We start from the raw sequence: 19420 nt of genomic DNA, 5'->3' as shown, positions 1-19420 counted from the left end.
TATTAAGTAAAATACTTAATAAAGTACTGAGTAATAGTATCAATTTAGCGCGATATAATGTCGCGCTACCTTTTACAGCACAAATACCGCCATAAACTCTTTATACCTTTTGGTAATAGTGTTTGTGGCGTCTTTTTTTGAGAATAAGGAAACTAAATGGCAATAGAACAGTGGTTGATGATAAGTGTGTTTGTTGCCACTTTTATCAGCTTAGTTAAATACAGCCATGTACCAGAGCGGGTTTTCTCTGTGACGGTCTTGTTGTGTTTGGCACTGTCGTTTGTCAGCGTTGATGACATTTTAACGAATGCCGTTAACCCAGGTCTTGTCACCCTGGTTTTGTTAGTCTTGTGTTCTTTTGCATTTGAACGAACCAGTATTTTAAGACGCTTATCAGCCGGTGTTTTTAACGGCTCAAAAGTAAAGTCGACCTTACGATTATTACTCGGTACTGCTTTGGCTTCAGCGCTTATGAGCAACACTGCGGTGGTAGCAACGCTCATCAATACCGTGAAAAAAAATAAACTCATTAATCCTGGTAAGCTTTTATTACCCTTGTCGTTTGCCGCTATCTTAGGGGGAACGCTAACGTTAGTGGGCACCTCTACCAATCTTATTGTAAACAGCTTATTGATTAAACAAGGTCATCAAGGTTTTGGTTTTTTTGATTTTACCTTAATTGGTCTATCGGCTTTTGTTTTATGTTTATTTGTTATCTTAGTGCGCAGCCGAACTTTACCTAACTTAGTTGATGATGATTTAGCGACCAATGAGTATTTGCTCGAAGCCGAAGTAGCAACAGCATCTGCTTTAATTGGTAAAAGTATTGAAGAAAATGGCCTGAGAAATTTAAATTCTTTATTTCTCGTTGAAATAGTACGTCAGGGACGATTAATTTCACCTGTCTGCCCTGAAGAATGCCTCCAAGCACAAGATAAGCTCATTTTTAGTGGAGATATATCAAAAGTACTGACATTACAGCAGTTTGATGGTTTGAATTTGTATGCAGAGCAAGATGACTTATTACGTGATAATTTAACTGAAGTACTAGTAAAAGCTGATTCAACCATCGCAGGAAAAACCTTAAAAAAAGCCGGCTTTCGTGCGCGTTTTGATGCAGCTGTTGTTGCTGTTCGCCGAGAGGGTGGAGCATTATCAGGGAAATTAGGCGATATCGTACTACAACCAGGAGACTTTTTGGTGTTAGCGGTAGGGCAAGATTTTGCCACTAGACCTAATTTGTCAAAAAACTTTTTCATATTATCAGGCCATCAGGCTGAGAATATGCTCAATGGTTGGCGTGATTACACCACGGTATGGGGTTTTATTACCAGTATTTTAGTGTCAGTTTTTACGCCACTGCCTTTACTTAGCTGCTTATTTATCTACCTAGCTTTTTTAATTTTCAGTGACTCACTCTCAGTGAATGAAATAAAGCGCCGTTTTCCCTTAGAAATTTGGATGATTGTATTAGGTGCATTAACGTTAGCTTCAGCCATTGAAAATACCGGCATTGCCGTTATGTTGGCGCAAAATATTGAAGGATTTTTACACGGTCAAAGTATCTATATCGCTTTTGTTAGTATCTTTCTTTTAACGCTGATAATGACTGAGTTGATTACCAATAGCGCTGCAGCAGCATTAGCCTTTCCTATTGCTTACAATATTGCCCTCGGCCTTGGCGTAGACCCAACGCCCTTTGTAATGGCGGTAGCTTTTGCTGCAAGTGGTAGCTTTATCAGCCCTTATGGTTATCAAACCAATGTTATGGTGTATAACGCGGGTAATTACCAATTAAAGGATTTTGTCAGTTTTGGTTTACCTATTTCACTGATTTATAGCGCAACGGTAATTTTGGTTATTCCCATTGTTTATCCGTTTTAATTTTCCTGTTAACTTAGTCGTTAATTATATTGCTTAATTTAATGCAATCTAATTAGTGACCTTGATTACATCCCAATATAGAGCTTACTTAGCATGACAACAGCCAATGAGAAAACAGCCAGTATGAAAACAGAAAATACCGTGTGGCATAATCAACAAATCAGCAAAGAACAACGTGCTAATTTAAAACAGCAAAAACCAGCACTGCTTTGGTATACCGGTTTAAGTGGCTCAGGTAAATCTACCGTAGCTAATGCCGTGGATTCGTTGTTGTTTAAATTGGGTTGTCACAGCTATTTACTTGATGGTGATAATGTTCGTCACGGTCTGAATGGAGATTTAGGTTTTAGTGATGAAGCGCGTATTGAAAACATTCGTCGTATTTCAGAAGTGGCTAAATTATTCCTTGATGCAGGCCTAATTGTTTCAACCGCGTTTATTTCTCCTTTTGCTAGTGATAGAGCATTAGCCAAAGCTAAGCTTGAAGAAGGAGAGTTTATTGAAGTCTTTATTGATACCCCTATCAGTGTGTGTGAACAGCGCGATCCTAAAGGGTTATACAAAAAAGCGAGAGCAGGTGAGATAAAAGACTTTACCGGTATCGATTCAACGTACGATGTACCAACGTTGCCGCAAATTCACGTAAAAACGGCAGAGCAATCTGTTGAGCAATGTGCAGAGCAAATTGTTGGTTACTTAATATCGCAAGGCTTTATTAGTGAAGCGACGCTAGGCTAATAATTAGTTAACTATCAGTTACCTTTCAATTAAATATTATAAACTGAAAAAGTCAGGGATATTTTATCATGCATTATGATGTGTTTAATGGCGATGCAGACGGCATTATTGCTTTACTCCAGTTACGCTTAGCCACGCCTAAAGATTCGTTGTTAATTACGGGCGTTAAGCGTGATATTGGCCTGCTAAAACAAGTTGATGTAAATAAAGCAACAGCGGTAACTGTGTTAGACATCTCTTTAGAAAAGAATAATCAAGCGCTTCAAGCACTAATCAATAATCAAGTTGATGTGTTTTATGTTGATCACCATAGAACGGGTGATATTCCCAAATCAAATAAACTAACGACATTACTTAATACTGATGCAAATACTTGTACCAGTTTGTTAGTTAATGATTTGTTAAAAGGTCAATATAGCTATTGGGCCATTGCCGCAGCTTTTGGCGATAATATGCATGCCAGTGCTAGCGATTTAGCGCAGAAAGTTGGTTTATCAGAACGGCAGAAAGATCAACTCAATGAGTTAGGTACTTATATTAATTATAATGGTTATGGGCAGGAGTTAAGTGACTTACACTTTCATCCCGCAGCGCTATACCAGTCATTACTTGAGTATCCCGACCCTTTCGTATTAATTAATCAAGAAAACTCTATTTTTAGTCAACTCAAAGCTGCTTATTTAGCTGATATGGCTAAAGCGCGCACCGCAGATGTTTTGAGTGATAATGACATTGTCAAAACGATAGTGCTTGAAGATGCAGCGTGGTCTCGTCGAGTCAGCGGTGTTTTTGGTAATGACCTAGCCAATCAAGCACCAGATAAAGCCCACATTGTGATTACGCTAAATCCAATTGAAGTTGATCTTCAATCGAAAAATAAAATTCAAAATGAGCAAAGTTATACCTTAAGTTTACGGGCACCGTTAAATAATAAACAGGGTGCTGGTGATATCTGTGCTCAGTTTCCAACAGGCGGTGGCAGAGCAGCTGCAGCAGGCGTTAATGCTTTGCCCAAGGGTAGATTAGTTGAATTTATAAAGCAGGTTGAAAGCTATTATCGACATTAGAAAAAAATTGTAACGTTAGAACCTACCATCAAAAATAGAAATTAGTATCAAAGTCAAAAACTAAGCGCTAAAATAGTTAGTATCAAGTTGAACTGTTTTACTTTATTTCAACAAATTAATTCAACGAGCTATTTCAGTCAGTTAAAGAAAAGAGTAGGGATGCAATGAGTTTATTAATCACAGGCGGTACAGGCTATATTGGTAGTCATACTGTTGTTGAGTTACTACAAAGTACCAATGAGCAAGAAATTGTTATAGTTGATAATTTATCGAACTCGTCAACTAAAGTACTTGAACGTATTGAAAAAATCACCAATAAAACCGTTACCTTTATTAAAGCGGATGTTTGTGATGCAGATGCCTTAGACCAAGTGTTTAATCAGCATAAGATAGAAGCGGTAATTCACTTTGCTGGACTAAAAGCGGTTGGTGAGTCTACTGAAATTCCATTAGCGTATTATCAAAATAATGTTTCAGGTACGATTACGTTATTGCGAGTCATGGAAAAACATCAGGTAAAGAATTTAGTTTTTAGCTCTTCAGCCACTGTTTATGGGAATAACGTTTCACCATTAAACGAAACCATGGCTACTTCAGCAACTAACCCTTATGGTCAAACCAAGCTGATGGTTGAACATGTTCTATTTGATTTAGCCAAAAGTGATGCCTCTTGGTCTATTGCTTGTTTACGCTACTTTAATCCTATTGGCGCACACCAATCTGGGTTGATCGGTGAAAACCCTAACGGTATTCCTAATAATTTATTGCCTTACGTAGCGCAGGTGGCAGTAGGGCGTTTAGCGCAGTTACAAGTTTTTGGCGATGATTATGATACGCAAGATGGCACCGGTGTACGTGACTATATTCATGTGGTTGACTTAGCACAAGGCCATGTAAAAGCGTTAGAAAGTCTAGGTCATGCTAAGGGCATCGTTAAAGGTTGTCAGGCAATTAACTTAGGTACTGGTAACGGTACATCTGTATTAGAGATAGTTAATACCTTTAAAGACATTAGTAAACAAGATATCCCTTATCAAGTAGTGCCACGCAGAGCTGGGGATTTAGCTACTGTGTACGCTGATGCATCTTTAGCGAATGAACTATTAGATTGGCAAGCTAAGCTCGATTTAACTGCCATGATCCAAGATACTTGGCGTTGGCAGTCTGAAAACCCGAATGGTTTTTAAATACTAATCAAAGTTAAAGTACTGACTGATATAAAAAGTAAAAAAAGACTAAGGGTTTATACTTTTGGTCTTTTTTTCGTTTTTTAATGTTCATTATTATTTGATAAAACTTTCTCTTTAGTTACCACCACATAACAACAGCTAAAGAGTAATCCACCCACAGCTCCCCATAAATGCGCATCGATCGCTACATTAGCATTAATTAATGTCGATACTTGCTCGCTTGCTCCGTAAAATTGTTCATGTGCTATTTTTAGCCATACTCCGACAAATAATAAGTAGCCAGTTTTATCTTTATGTCGAATGTCCATGATGGCGCCAAAAACGAAAATTCCGTGTAAAACACCTGAAAGTCCAACATATTGACGAATTTCAGGAGAGAAAAAATACAGTCCGGCACTGCAAATTAAAGCTGATGTGATAAAGAGTAAACTGTAGCTTTTAAAATTATAAAAATGGCCATGTAAAGCCCACAGAAGAGCTAATGCAGCTAAATTTAATAATAAATGAATTCCGTTGGTGTGAAAAAAATGTCCGGTGAAAGTACGCCATAATTCACCTTGGCTAATTAATTGGTATTGATAAACGAAAAGCCCACTTATAGCATCATTGAAAAAATAGGCGAGAATAGCGAGCATAGCGACGATTGTAACGACCATGCTGTGTTGTTTTTTCAGTGGAAGGTTTTTAAATGTTAGTGTCATGCGCTTAATTGTTAGTTATTGAATGTATACCCGTTATCAATCAAGATGCAGGTTTCAGAGTGCTTGAGCAATTTCAATTCAAGGCACTGTGATGAAGTAATGGTTATTTCCTTATAACTCACAGCAACGATGAAGTGATGTTGCTCAAGCGCTTCTTCGATGGGTTTAAAATGACTTTATACGGCGTCAAATCATCAAAGCATAGAATGACTATGCTTAAATTATTCTTCTTGCCTAAAGCTATTTAAATTCCCACTGAAAACCTGCACTCTGAATGGTAACGGGTATAAATAGTTAAAAGTTATCAGTTAGTGATTTATAAAAGAGTGATAAAGTATACAATGACTGCCTAATTAATTGCGCTTTATTTTACTACTCTATGTCTCGAACACTTTGCCCTTGTTGTCAACGGCCCCCAAAAGCTTGTATTTGTACTTTTATTGCAGATATCGAGAATGATATTCATCTTGTGGTACTACAGCATCCTAGTGAAGTATCACAAACAAAAGGGACAGTTGCGTTATTAGCAAAATCATTACAATCTTGCCAAGTTATCGTTGGTGAGAGTTTTGATGAGGAAGCTTCTTTCTTACAAATGATGGAGCAGTATCAGCTCGTTTTACTTTATCCTGGTGAGCAAGCACAAACTCTTGATCAAAACTTAGTAATGAAATTGACTAATCATGATCAAAGTAATGAAAATATAGAGACCCATGCTAAATCCAATACTAATACTGAAGCCAAACCTCTTTGTTTACTTATTCTTGATGGTACGTGGAAAAAAGCTTACCGCATGTTTATGCTATCAACAAAACTTCAACAATTACCGCAAGTATGCCTACCTGATTATCTAGCGAATACGGGGCAATATCTTATTAGAAAAGTAGCGAAAAAAAATGCCTTATCTAGTTTAGAAGCAAGCTGTTATGCTTTAGCCCTTTTGGAACAGAGTACAGAACAAATTTATGACTCAGCAGAGCAGGGTAATGATTCTGTGCCGATTACGCCTGAACATGCGGGAAAATACCAGCCGCTACTTGAAAAATTTCAACAATTTAACCAGTTCCAATTATCTTTTAGACCTGCGAACAAATCCCTTAAGGAAACTTAATGATTCATCATTCATTTTTATTACGACTTTCTACACTCGCATTTATTGTCACTCACCTTTTAATAAGTCAAACAGCGCTGGCTAAACGTGAAATCCGTGAACCCGAAGCCGCAACTGGCTTTAATCAAAAAAAAGCCGTTTTTGCTAAGCAATATATGGTGGTTGCTGCCAATCCCTATGCAAGTAAAGCAGGATTAGCAATGCTTGATAAAGGCGGTAGTGCTGTTGATGCTGCTATTGCAGCTCAACTCGTACTTAGCTTAGTTGAACCGCAATCCTCGGGTCTTGGTGGTGGTACTTTTATGCTACATTGGCATAATAAAGATCAAAAGCTAACTACTTTTGATGGTAGAGAAACTGCGCCACAAAATGCGACAAGTGAGTTGTTTTTAGATGGAAATGGCAAGCCACTTAGCTGGTCTGATGCCGTTGTGGGTGGTAAATCTGTTGGTGTACCAGGATTACTTGCCGCGCTTAATAAAGCGCATGAACAATTTGGTGTATTGCCATGGAAAGTGTTATTTCAGCCTGCGATTGAGTTAGCTGAAAACGGCTTTATTGTATCGCCGCGTTTAGAAAAGTTACTGGGTATGAATTTCAATCCAGGCATTCATATTTTACCCGAGATTAAAAATTATTTTTCACCAAATGGTATCGGTATAAAAGCAGGAGATACCTTAAAAAACCCTAAGCTTGCTAAAGCATTTCGTAGTATTGCTAACGAAGGAGTAGACGTTTTCTATCAAGGTTGGATAGCAAAAAAAATAGTTGAAAAGGTGCAAAATTCAGCCATTTCACCGGGGTTGTTAAGTCTCGATGATATGAAAAAATATCAGGCGATAGAGCGAGCTTCTGTTTGCGGGCCTTACCATCAATATAAAGTGTGTGGCATGGCACCGCCAAGCTCGGGTGGTATCAGCGTTATTCAGATTTTAGCTCAACTACAATCATTTGAACTTGCTCAATACCCACCAAATTCTTTACATGCGATACACCTGTTAACACAGAGCTCACGATTAGCCTTCGCTGATAGAAATAAATACATTGCCGATAGCGATTTTGTCAGCGTACCCGTTAAAGGTTTATTAGCCGAAGATTACATCGCTAAACGTGCCACTTTAATTAATGAAAAAAGAGATATGGGGCAGGCAATGGCAGGCAATCCTCAAGATAGTTTAGTGTTAGGCAATGATAACGCTATTGAAAGACCATCAACCACCCATTTGGTGGTTGTTGATAAACAAGGTAATGCCATATCAATGACCAGTAGTATTGAAAATGGTTTTGGCTCAGCGTTAATGGTGCAGGGTTTTATTTTAAATAATCAGTTAACTGATTTTTCACTGACGCCAAAGCGTGATGGAAAATGGGTAGCTAATCGAGTAGAGCCGTTGAAGAGACCACGCAGCTCTATGGCACCCATGATGGTATTTAATGAAGATAATTCATTACGTTTGATTGTTGGTGCACCCGGTGGTAGTCGTATTATTAATTATGTTGCGCAAACAATTATAGGTGTTTTAGATTGGCAACTTAATGTGCAACAGGCTATTAACTTGCCTAAAGTAACTAATCGAAACTATGTTACTACCTTAGAGCTAGATACCGATGTTGTTAAACTCAAACCTGCGCTTGAAGCTAGAGGGCATAAAGTTAGCGTTCGAGCGTTGAATAGTGGCTTACATGCGATTGAAGTTATTAAAGATGGCCTTGTTGGCGGTGCTGATCCACGCAGAGAAGGATTAGTGCTAGGGCGTTAAGTCATTTATAGCCGTTCCACTTCAAAATCCTGAGCAGGGATCTTGAAGTGGAACAGGTATAGTCAGGCTTGTTTGTCTAGATAAAGCAAACTGGTTCTAATAAATGAAAGCTTATCCGTCAATTTATCGCCATTATCTGTACTAGTCCCAATCCAAACCTTCTTACCTTTACTCCCAATCACTAGATAACGTCGTTGCCACTGTAGTTATTAAATAAGTCTGAATTAATTTGGTGTGATAATTGCTTAACTCTATTTATCAGTAGTTCCTTAAAACCGACAAAATGTTGGCAGGAGTGTAAAATAGTGACCTCGAAAAAACTTCCGTATATTGCTCAAGTGTTATGTCTTTTTATTGTTATTTTGACAAGTCAAAGTCATGCATTAGAAAGCTCAGTACAACTGCATAAAGTTGATCAAGATAAAAGCTTTGGTTATAGCCTTTCAATAGGTGATGAGTTCTTTAATCAAAAAGCGTTTAATTGGCAGGTTAGTTATAATCGCCTTGAAAATGTAGCGATTAGCGACTTGGATGAAACAAGTGAAGTGTGGGATAAAGCAGGTTTCGATTTTACTCTCCAAACAATAGACTTATCTTTAGCTTATCGTTATTACCCTAAATCTTATGATAAATTTATCAGTAGCCTTATGCTTGAATTTCAATTGGGCGCATCTATTAACCTCAGTGAAAATAAACTAATTCCTGATCCGAGCCTTAATTTAGATGATGTTTACTTTGCAGAGCAAGGTGATATTAATCCTGTTATGTCTATTTCTTTACAAAAAAGCTTCACCAAAAACTCTGCTATGCATATAGGTTTCAAACACTATCCTAGCTATTCTGATTTTGGCAGTATCAGCACCGTATTTATCGGCTTTAATTATCGCTTTGGTCGTCAAGTTGGCTACTAACGTTACGAGTTAGTAACACTTTAATTATTCAAGTTAGATGTACATTGGCCGTTATAAAGAAAACCTGTAAACGGATTGTTGCAGTTAAACTTATTCTATCCCTTTATGCCTTATAGCTTTGCTAAAGTTATTTGACATAAATATCTGGTTTCAATTCCAGATAATACTCTCCGTGGAGAAACGTGTGTTGAAGTATAAAATACGTAGCTTTAAATTCTTAAGCATACTTACACTGGTCATTAGTACCAGTGCTTTTGCCGTAGATACTGATCTTGATGGCTATGACGATGCTGTTGATTTATTCCCTAGCGATCCACTTGAATGGATTGACACTGATCTCGATGGCCAAGGTAATAACAGTGATCCCGATATTGATGGCGATGGCCTACTCAATGGTTTATATGGTGGCGATGATAATAACGATGATGGCGACTTAGCTCTCAATATATATGACCCCCTGCCTAAAGATCCCAGTGAATGGCTTGATACCGATAATGACACTATAGGTAACAATACTGATACTGATGATGATAATGATGGTACGCCTGATTTACTTGATGTATTCCCGCTTAACAGTCAAGAAAGCTTAGATTCTGACAATGATGGTGTAGGTAATAATGCCGATAGTGATGATGATGCTGACGGTGTTCTTGATGTTTATGACCAATTCCCACTTGACCCCCTTGAAACTATCGATACCGATCTTGATGGCATTGGTAATAATGCTGATATAGATGATGATGGGGATGGTGTCAATGACGGCAGTGATGCTTTTCCTTTAGATTTTAATGTCAATGCTGATTTGGATGCAGATGGTATTGGTAATGCACAAGATCCAGATATTGATGGTGATGGCATTGTAAATACCCTTGATATTTTCCGTTATGACAATAGTGAATGGTATGACACCGATGGGGATATGATAGGTAATAATGCCGATACCGATGATGATAATGATGGTGTTCTTGATGTTGATGATGATATGCCACTTGATCCATTAGAAACATTAGATACGGACAATGATGGTATAGGTAATAATGCCGATGATGACGATGATGGTGATGGTGTACAAGATGGTACTGATAAATGTCCATTAGATCCTCTTGAGCGTTTAGATACCGATAATGACGGGACTTGTGATGGACCTGACACTGATGCTGATGGTGATGGTGAGCTAGATGCTACAGATGCTTTTCCTTTAGACTCGACTGAGAAATTTGATTTAGATGGTGATGGTTTAGGTGATAACAGCGATGCCGATATAGACGGCGATGGTATTACTAATGCTAATGATGACTTTGATTTTGATGCTGGTGAGTATATAGATACTGACGGTGATGGCATCGGCAATAATGCTGATACAGATGATGATACCCATAACGTTACACTTATTGGTGACGGTATACCTGATGCCACAGATGCCTTTCCACTTGATCCTGCAGAATGGTTAGATACTGATGGCGACGGCTTGGGAAATAATACCGATGCTGATGATGATGATGATGGCATTAATGATCTTTTAGATTCTTCACCATTAGATTTACTGGAAACGCGAGATACTGATGGTGACGGTACGGGAAACAATGCTGATCTAGATGATGATAATGATGGTGTACTTGATGGGCTAGATGATTTCCCATTTGATTCACTAGAATCAGTTGATTCAGATGGTGACGGTATAGGTAACAATAGCGACTCTGATGATGATACTCATAATGTCACACTAGCTGGCGATGGTTACCCTGATAGTGTCGATGCATTCCCTCTTAACCCTGCTGAATGGCTTGATACGGATAGCGATTTAACGGGCAATAATGCTGATACAGACGATGATGGTGATGGCGTTTTAGATGGCAATGATATTTATCCGCTAAATGCCAACGAACAATACGATAACGATGGTGATGGCGTTGGCGATAATGCGGACAGTGATGATGATAATGATGGTTTTTCTGATGCGATAGATGCTTTCGATGATGATCCGCTAGAATGGTTTGATACTGACCGAGATGGCACAGGTAATAATGCCGATACCGATGATGATGGCGATGGTCGTCTCGATAGTATCGATTTATTCCCTCTGGATGCAACAGAATGGCTTGATGCAGATAATGATGGCTTAGGAGATAATAGCGATAGTGATGATGATAATGATGGCATCAGAGATATAGACGATGCATTTCCTAATAACCCAGTTGAAGCGTTTGATACTGATGGTGATGGTTTAGGTAATGTTTTTGACAGTGATGATGATAATGATGGTGTATCAGACTTTCAAGACCAGCTGCCACTAGATGCTAGTGAACAGTTTGACACTGACGGCGATTTAATTGGTAATAACGCGGATTTAGATGATGACGGTGATGGTATGAGTGATGCATTTGAACTATTGCATAACTTTGACCCACTTAATGGTGATGATGGACTTTTAGATACCGACTTTGATGGTGTTACCAACGTAGCCGAAGCTTTAGCGGGCAGTCACCCATTGCGGGATGATTACGCGCCAATTATTACGCCGCCACAAGCTGTGCATATAAATGCCAATCATACGTTTACTTTATTAGATTTACAGCGGTTAATCGACTTAACCAATATTACAGTACGTGATGGTCTCGATGGCAGAAACTGCTGTGGTTTAACGGCATTAGGTTTTGAAACAGGTGCTAAAAATGTTAGCTCTGGTTTGATCCCAATATTATGGCGAGCAGTAGATAACGCCGGTAATATTGCCAACGTATCACAAGTATTAAACATTCATCCGTTAGTGAACTTTGCATCGGCACAAATTGTTGCTGAAGGTGGCGTTGCCCGAGTAGAAGTGGTGTTATCTGGTGAAGCGCCTGCTTATCCAGTGACCTTGCCACTAACAATCACAGGTGGTGTCGATAATGCGGATTACAATATTGCAGATAACAAGATCGTAATAGCGCAGGGTACTGCAGGCTTTATCGATATTAATATTAATAGTGATTTTCAACTAGAAGGTGATGAGCAGCTGATTGTTAGTCTTGAACAAGGTGTAAATGCTGGCGTTCATGCGAAACATATCATTACGATTACAGAAGATAATGTTGCGCCAAATATCGACCTAGCAATCTGGCAAAAAGGTATACAAGTGCCTAGCATTGCTATCAATGACGGTGAAGTGACAGTTGTTTTAAGGATTAAAGACTCTAATGTTCAAGATACCCATCAAATTGATTGGCAAATTCCTGACTACTTAAGTGCTGTACTTTCAACGGATAAATTACAACTTGTCTTCCCCGTCGATGGTTTGAATCTACCTGAAGAGAATAAAAGCCTTATTAATCTTAGCGTCACAGTCACTGATAGCGGTAATACCACCAATAGCGGTACAGAAGAGCTGTCACAAACTAAGCAGGTTTACCTAGCTTTATTGGCGACTCAACGAACATTACGTGGTTTAGATAGTGATAGAGACGGCATTAGTGATTTGGTTGAAGGCTTTAGCGATGCAGACTCAGACGGATTGCCCGCTTACATGGATAATTCAACAATTCCATACTTACAGCCATTACATATTAATGCGGCATTAGTGAAGTTAGCGGAAACTGAGCCAGGCTTGCAATTAAAACTGGGTAAGTTTGCGCTGCTGCAAAGCTCTGATGGTATAGAGCTTTCGCAACAAGAAATTTTGGCTACAGGTTTAGTTGAACAAGATAGTTTAACGAATACAATGGGCTATTTTGATTTTGAAATACATAACATAGCCCCTTTTGGTCGCTCAGTTGCCATTATTTTGCCCCTATCAGCTGCTATCGTTGAATACTCTGTCTATCGTAAGGTAAACGCTGAACAGCAATGGGCAGATTTTGCTGAAGACAGTAATAACGTAATTGCCACCAGTAAGGCTGTTAATGGTGTTTGTCCGCCACCACATAGTGAGCTTTATCAAGCAGGCCTTAATGTTGGAGATACTTGTTTAAAATTATTCATTGAAGATGGTGGCGCAAATGATGCAGATGGCATTGCCAATGGTGTGATTGATGATCCTGGCGGCATAGCCGTGGTTGACAACAATACTATTTCACTTGAAGTTACCCCTGAAAAATCAAGCAGTGGTAGTTTCGCCTTCTTTACTTTGTTCGCTTTATTTTCATTATTTATATCGAGATTACAGCGACCAAAATACTTAGCTAAAGAGTAGCTAAAAAGAAAGCTAAAACGTGAACTAAGCAGCAATGTTTATCTTGAATTATTTATACCCGTTGCCATTCAAAGTGCACTCTGAAACATGCATCTTGATTGGTAACGGGGATAGGCTCTTATTATGAGTGCCTAGTTAATTTATTATCATGACATAGCCTAATTATGGTTAACTTACGATAACTTCAATTAATTTACCCTAATTTCGCGTAGATCATCGATAAATCATGTTTTTGGTTGAATCCTTGGCATATTCTTGCTCAAATGGCGACCCAGAGTCATAAATAATTAACATTGGTTACTTAGTTCGCATGTTTCCTCAATACATCGATGGATTTAAAATTGTATTGCTACAGATAACCTAGACATAATAAGCAACAGTCACATAAATGAAATATTCCCGCGTCTTTATTAATAGCTTAGCGTATGAACTGGCCCCTGAAGTGGTAACCAGTGCAGAGCTTGAATCTCGTTTGACCCCGTTATATCAAAAGTTTCGTATTCCAATGGGGCAACTCACTGCGTTAACTGGGATCGAGGAACGCCGTTGGTGGCCAACAGATCATATTCTTTCAGATGGCGCTATTGTTGCGGCTCAAAAAGCAATGAACGAAACCGGTATTGCTGCGGCTGATATAGGCGCAGTTGTTTACACCGGTGTATGTCGTGATCAGCACGAGCCGGCTACTGCCTGTCGTATAGCCGCTAAGCTTGGCGTGTTAAAAGATACGGCAATTTACGATATCAGTAATGCCTGTTTAGGCGTGCTATCAGGTATTTTAGATATTGCGAATCGTATTGAACTTGGACAAATTAAAGCGGGTCTTGTTGTTTCGTGTGAATCAGCACGTCATATTGTTGATGTAACTATTGATGACATGCTTGCCGATCCTACAATGCAAAATTATGCTCGCTCTTTAGCGACCCTAACGGGTGGTTCAGGTGCTGTTGCAGTGTTACTTACCGATGGTAGTTTAAATCTAGATACTGACCGTAATCATCAATTATTAGGAGCCAGTCACTTATCGGCACCCGAGCATAATAATCTGTGTCAATGGGGCTTAAAAGAAGTCGGTCCACAATTGTTCCGTGAATTTATGCGTACTGACGCTGTAAGTTTACTTAAAGAGGGTGTCTCGTTAGCGAAAGATACCTGGGAACATTTTTTAGAACAACGTCAATGGGTTGAAGAAAACGTTGATAAAGTTATTTGCCATCAAGTGGGCGCCGCGAATCAAAAGAAAGTGCTAACCGCCTTATGCATTAACCCTGAAAAAGAATTTCCAACGTTTAAGCTACTTGGCAATATGGGTACAGTTTCTTTGCCGGTAACGGCAGCGATGGCTCATGATCAAGGCTTCTTACAAAAAGGCGATAATGTTAGCTTTTTAGGGATAGGCAGTGGTTTAAATTGTATGATGTTGGGGCTTAAGTGGTAGTTATGTTAGAAAGTATGTTAGAAAAGAAGTTAACAAAACTATTTCCCTTTACCCGCAATTTTATCAATCGTAATGGTCATCAATATCATTATGTTAATGAAGGGCAGGGCTCTCCAGTTGTAATGGTTCATGGCAATCCAAGTTGGTCTTTTTATTACCGTAATTTAGTTAGCCAATTAAGTAAGAATCACCAATGTATAGTGCCAGATCATATTGGCTGTGGTTTGTCTGATAAACCCGATGATGACGGTTATGATTACACCCTAGCGAATCGTATAGATGACCTAGAAGCATTACTTGAACATTTAGACGTAAAAGAAAATATTACGCTAGTGGTACATGATTGGGGCGGAATGATTGGTATGGGTTATGCTGCGCGCTATCCTGAACGTATCAAACGTCTGGTTATTTTAAACACTGGCGCTTTTCATTTACCTAAAGCTAAAAAGCTACCACCTGCTTTATGGTTAGGCCGTAATACTTTTGTAGGAACTGCACTAGTGAGAGGCTTCAATGCTTTTTCAAGTGTTGCTTCATATATTGGTGTAAAGCGAAAAGCAATGTCTAAAGAAGTACGCGAAGCTTATGTAGCACCTTTTAATTCTTGGACAAATCGTATTTCAACCTTGCGCTTTATTCAGGATATTCCGTTAAAACCAGCGGATAGAAACTATCAATTAGTCTCAGATATTGCGGGCAGTTTAGCGCAGTTTAAAAAGCTACCGGTATTAGTTTGTTGGGGCTTAAAAGACTTCGTTTTTGATAAACACTTTTTAGATGAATGGCAACAACGTTTTCCTGATGCACAAGTTCATGCTTTTGATGATTGTGGTCATTATATTCTAGAAGATGCTAGTGATGAAGTCGTTCCCTTAATAGATGACTTCTTAAAAACAAGCGAAGCCAAATTAGCGTAGAATAAATTAGTCCGATTGGTACCATTTAGTAGGACTTATTTAATAGGTAAAGTGTTAATGACAGAGACCATGGATAAGTCCAATCAAGCTAATTTATGTCGCCATCTCGCACATGCAGCAATAGCAACGCCCAACGCGTTAGCTGTTGCGGTACAAAAAAGCCAACGAGGCAAACTTAATTATCAAGAAATTGATTTTGTTTCTTTACACCAACGTAGTGATGAAATTGCCTATGCGTTAAATGCTTATGGCCTAAAGTCAGGCATGAAAGCGGTGTTAATGGTCACCCCAAGTATTGATTTTTTCTCCTTAACGTTTGCGTTATTTAAAGCAGGTATTATCCCTATTTTAGTTGACCCAGGCATGGGCATTAAAAACCTTAAACAATGTTTTGTTGAATCTGCTCCTGATGCTTTTATTGGTATCCCTAAAGCCCATATAGCTAGAATATTATTTGGCTGGGGGAAAGCTAGCGTTAAAAAACTCTTAACGGTTACACCAGCTGGTTCTGGCGCTGGCGCAAATGTATTCTCTTCCCTTATTGGTGGTATGAGTTTAACCAAGTTATTAACTCGCTACCCGATACAAAATACTGCTTTACCAAAAGAAAGTAGCTCTTTTGACATGGTGAAACTTAGCGATGATGCTATGTCTGCAATTCTATTTACCAGTGGTAGTACCGGTACACCTAAAGGTGTGGTCTACAGCCATAAAATGTTCGAAGCACAAATTACCGCACTAAAAGATGATTATGCCATTAAGCCAGGCGAACGTGATTTAGCAACGTTCCCATTATTTTCATTATTTGGTCCTGCACTAGGCATGGCCTCAATTGTTCCTGATATGGATGCCAGTAAACCGATTAAAGCCAATCCTGCTTTTATCTTTGCGGCCATTGAAAAATATCAATGCACAAACTTATTTGCCAATCCAGCGCTGATAGAAGTATTAGGGCAAGCCGGAACTAATAAACCCGTTGTTAAGTTAAAGAGTTTAAAAAGAGTGATTTCTGCGGGCGCACCTGCAACCCTGACCTCTATAGAGCGATTTACCCAACTACTTAGCGACAATGTACCTGTGCTAACGTCATATGGCGCTACCGAATCGCTACCGCTGACTAAAATAGCCAGCGCAGATTTACTTGCAACGAGTCACATAACTGACAATGGCGGTGGTATTTGTGTAGGTACTCCTGTAAATGGCGTAGATATCAGTATTATTGACATTAACGACAATGTGATTGAAACATGGCATGACGATTTAGCCTTGCTTGCGAACACCATTGGTGAAATCGTCGTTAAAGGCGATATGGTTAGCCAACAATATTATAATCGCGAATCGGCAACTGCACAGGCGAAAATTCTTGATGCTGGTTCTAATGATGCTCATTCTAACTGTGCTGATTCTACTGGTCAGGTAGTTCGTCATCGTATGGGCGACTTGGGCTATCTTGATGAATTTGGTGCTCTATGGATGTGTGGACGTAAAGCGCATCGGGTTGAAACCGATAAGAAGGTTTTATTTTCTATCCCTTGTGAGCGAATATTTAATACCCATAATTTAGTAAAACGCACTGCTTTAGTAGGTGTTAAAATTAACCGTAGAAGTGTACCGTTACTTTGTGTTGAATTAACGGATGAAGCTAAAAACAATAAAGATTTTGATGAGGCAATCCTCTTCTCAGCGTTAAAAGTATCTGCACTTGCTCATAAACAAACATCCGTGATTTCACACTTTTTAATCCATGAAAACTTCCCTGTGGATATACGTCATAACGCTAAGATATTTCGTGAAAAGCTTGCCGTATGGGCACAAGATGAACTTGACTAATTTAGCGTATAAATAGAGCTCAACCATGATTGAACATTCGCAAAAAAGCGCTATTCCAGCTCATTCCAAAGCCAAAAGTAATAGCCATAACAACATCGATGTTATAGCCAATTTTACCGAGGCAGTTCAACAACCACTAAGCGAGCTAGCAGCACAAACTAACCATGTGTTTGTTACAGGAGCTGGCGGTTTTTTGGGGAAAGCTATTTGTCGATTACTGCGTTTAGCTGATATTAAAGTGACGGGTTTTGCCCGAGGAAGTTATCCTGAACTGACCCAAATGGGCGTTAATATGGTGCAAGGCGATATAACAGATTTTGTTCGCCTTAAAGAGACAATGAAATCATGCGATCTAGTATTTCATGTAGCAGCCAAAGCAGGCGTTTGGGGTAGTAAAGATGATTACTTTAAACCGAATGTGCAAGGTGCCAAGAATATTATTCAAGCCTGTCAAGAACTTGCCATTACTCGCTTGGTTTATACCAGTACACCGAGTGTCACTTTTGCTGGCGTTGATGAGGCTGGTATTGATGAATCGCAACCTTATGCTGATAATTTTTTAAATTTTTATGGTGAGTCTAAAGCGTTAGCTGAGCAACTAGTGTTATCTGCCTCACATGGTTTGAAAGAGAAGACTTTAAAAACCGTGGCGCTCCGTCCGCACTTAATTTGGGGGCCAAACGATCCCCATCTTGTACCTCGAGTATTAGAACGTGCCCGAGCAGGTAAGCTAAAACTTGTTGGAAAAGAAGATAAACTGGTCGATACCATCTTTGTTGATAATGCCGCTTATGCGCATATATTAGCTGCAGTAGCATTGAACAAACCCAAAGCGACTTGTATAGGTAAGGCGTATTTTATTAGCAACGATCAGCCAATCACTATGGCCACCATGCTTAATAACATTCTTCATTGTGTTGATTTACCACCGGTGACAAAAAGAGTACCCAGCGCTGTTGCTTATGCTGTTGGTACGACGTTAGAGTGTTTTTATAAAATATTGAATATAAAAAAAGAGCCAATAATGACGCGGTTTGTTGCAAGACAACTTTCTACTAGTCATTATTTTGATATAAGCGCTGCCAAAAAAGATTTAGGCTACACACCGCTCATATCAATAGAAGAAGGCATGAAGCAACTTAAACTATCATTAGTAGTTAGTAGTTAGTAGTTAGTAGTTAGTGAGTCGGTAGTTATTTTTGAGCCACTTTTGATCAAAATATATGGAATTTAAATGAGTAAAATTTACCATCATCCAGTACAAATATATTATGAAGATACCGACCATTCTGGTGTCGTATATCACCCCAATTTCCTCAAATATTTTGAACGTGCGCGTGAACACGTGATTGACAGTGATAAATTGGCAACATTATGGCAAGAAAAAGGGCTAGGTTTTGCCGTATATAAAGCCAACTTAACTTTTCAAGATGGTGTCGAATTTGCTGAAATTTGCGATGTTCGTACCAGTTACCAATTTGAGGGTAAGTATAAGACCTTATGGCGACAAGAACTATGGCGTCCCAATGCGAGTAAACCAGCTGTTATTGGTGATATTGAAATGGTTTGCTTAGATAAGCAGAAACGCTTGCAACCCATTCCTGACGAAATACTTGCTCCTCTATCTATAGGATAGGTGCTGGGTTTATTTCATGATTTATTTTATGATAATGTCATCGTGAGTTGCAAGGAAAGGCTGGCT

At 39.0% G+C, this 19420-nt stretch carries 14 protein-coding genes; 13 read left to right on the top strand and 1 reads right to left on the bottom strand.

Features of this window, described 5'->3' with window-relative positions:
• Positions 1-156 precede the first annotated feature (156 nt).
• The 4 genes from ESZ36_RS01175 to galE all read left to right on the top strand — a co-directional run bounded on the left by ESZ36_RS01175 (position 157) and on the right by galE (position 4876).
• A complete protein-coding gene (locus ESZ36_RS01175) occupies positions 157-1884 on the top strand; it encodes an SLC13 family permease (protein ID WP_146782374.1) in 1728 nt (575 codons plus the stop codon).
• Positions 1885-1977: 93 nt separating this feature from the next.
• Positions 1978-2622 carry an adenylyl-sulfate kinase gene (gene cysC / locus ESZ36_RS01170; protein WP_146782372.1) on the top strand — a complete coding sequence of 215 codons (645 nt, stop codon included), beginning with the start codon at positions 1978-1980 and terminating at the stop codon, positions 2620-2622.
• A gap of 68 nt (positions 2623-2690) precedes the next feature.
• Positions 2691-3689, top strand: coding sequence for a DHH family phosphoesterase (locus tag ESZ36_RS01165; protein ID WP_146782369.1), 999 nt, complete (start codon positions 2691-2693; stop codon positions 3687-3689).
• Positions 3690-3853: 164 nt separating this feature from the next.
• A complete protein-coding gene (gene galE, locus ESZ36_RS01160) occupies positions 3854-4876 on the top strand; it encodes a UDP-glucose 4-epimerase GalE (RefSeq protein ID WP_146782366.1) in 1023 nt (340 codons plus the stop codon).
• A gap of 83 nt (positions 4877-4959) precedes the next feature.
• Here the strand turns inward: galE and rrtA are convergent, their stop codons facing one another.
• Positions 4960-5580 carry a rhombosortase gene (gene rrtA / locus ESZ36_RS01155; protein WP_146782363.1) on the bottom strand — a complete coding sequence of 207 codons (621 nt, stop codon included), beginning with the start codon at positions 5578-5580 and terminating at the stop codon, positions 4960-4962.
• A 379-nt stretch (positions 5581-5959) separates the two neighbouring features.
• Here rrtA and ESZ36_RS01150 point away from each other — a divergent pair, with 379 nt between their 5' ends.
• The 9 genes from ESZ36_RS01150 (at position 5960) to ESZ36_RS01110 (ending at position 19354) form a co-directional block, all read left to right on the top strand.
• Positions 5960-6691 carry a tRNA-uridine aminocarboxypropyltransferase gene (locus ESZ36_RS01150; protein ID WP_146782360.1) on the top strand — a complete coding sequence of 244 codons (732 nt, stop codon included), beginning with the start codon at positions 5960-5962 and terminating at the stop codon, positions 6689-6691.
• Positions 6691-8451: a gamma-glutamyltransferase gene (gene ggt, locus ESZ36_RS01145; protein WP_146782357.1), complete on the top strand. Its 1761-nt coding sequence runs from the start codon at positions 6691-6693 to the stop codon at positions 8449-8451. Before ESZ36_RS01150 ends, ggt begins: the two co-directional genes overlap by 1 nt.
• A gap of 305 nt (positions 8452-8756) precedes the next feature.
• On the top strand, positions 8757-9362 hold the full coding sequence (locus ESZ36_RS01140) for a hypothetical protein (RefSeq protein ID WP_146782354.1): 606 nt from the start codon (positions 8757-8759) through the stop codon (positions 9360-9362).
• Positions 9363-9546: 184 nt separating this feature from the next.
• The gene (locus tag ESZ36_RS01135; protein ID WP_146782351.1) at positions 9547-13533 is read left to right on the top strand and encodes a choice-of-anchor U domain-containing protein; all 3987 of its coding nucleotides are present in this window, start codon (positions 9547-9549) and stop codon (positions 13531-13533) included.
• Positions 13534-13921: 388 nt separating this feature from the next.
• Entirely contained in the window at positions 13922-14971 is a 1050-nt protein-coding gene (locus ESZ36_RS01130) for a 3-oxoacyl-ACP synthase III (RefSeq protein WP_146782348.1), read from the top strand.
• 2 nt (positions 14972-14973) lie between these two features.
• Complete coding sequence (locus ESZ36_RS01125) at positions 14974-15888, top strand: alpha/beta fold hydrolase (protein WP_211357744.1); 915 nt, start codon at positions 14974-14976, stop codon at positions 15886-15888.
• A gap of 57 nt (positions 15889-15945) precedes the next feature.
• Complete coding sequence (gene oleC, locus ESZ36_RS01120) at positions 15946-17718, top strand: olefin beta-lactone synthetase (RefSeq protein WP_146782346.1); 1773 nt, start codon at positions 15946-15948, stop codon at positions 17716-17718.
• Between the two features lie 25 nt (positions 17719-17743).
• Entirely contained in the window at positions 17744-18886 is a 1143-nt protein-coding gene (gene oleD, locus ESZ36_RS01115) for a 2-alkyl-3-oxoalkanoate reductase (RefSeq protein WP_146782343.1), read from the top strand.
• Between the two features lie 66 nt (positions 18887-18952).
• Positions 18953-19354, top strand: coding sequence for a thioesterase family protein (locus ESZ36_RS01110; RefSeq protein WP_146782341.1), 402 nt, complete (start codon positions 18953-18955; stop codon positions 19352-19354).
• The last annotated feature ends 66 nt before the right edge of the window (positions 19355-19420 follow it).

Origin of the sequence: Colwellia demingiae (genome assembly GCF_007954275.1) — a bacterium.
Classification (GTDB): domain Bacteria; phylum Pseudomonadota; class Gammaproteobacteria; order Enterobacterales; family Alteromonadaceae; genus Colwellia; species Colwellia demingiae.
Note: the sequence above shows the minus strand (reverse complement) of the source record. Positions and strands in the feature narration are given on the sequence as shown.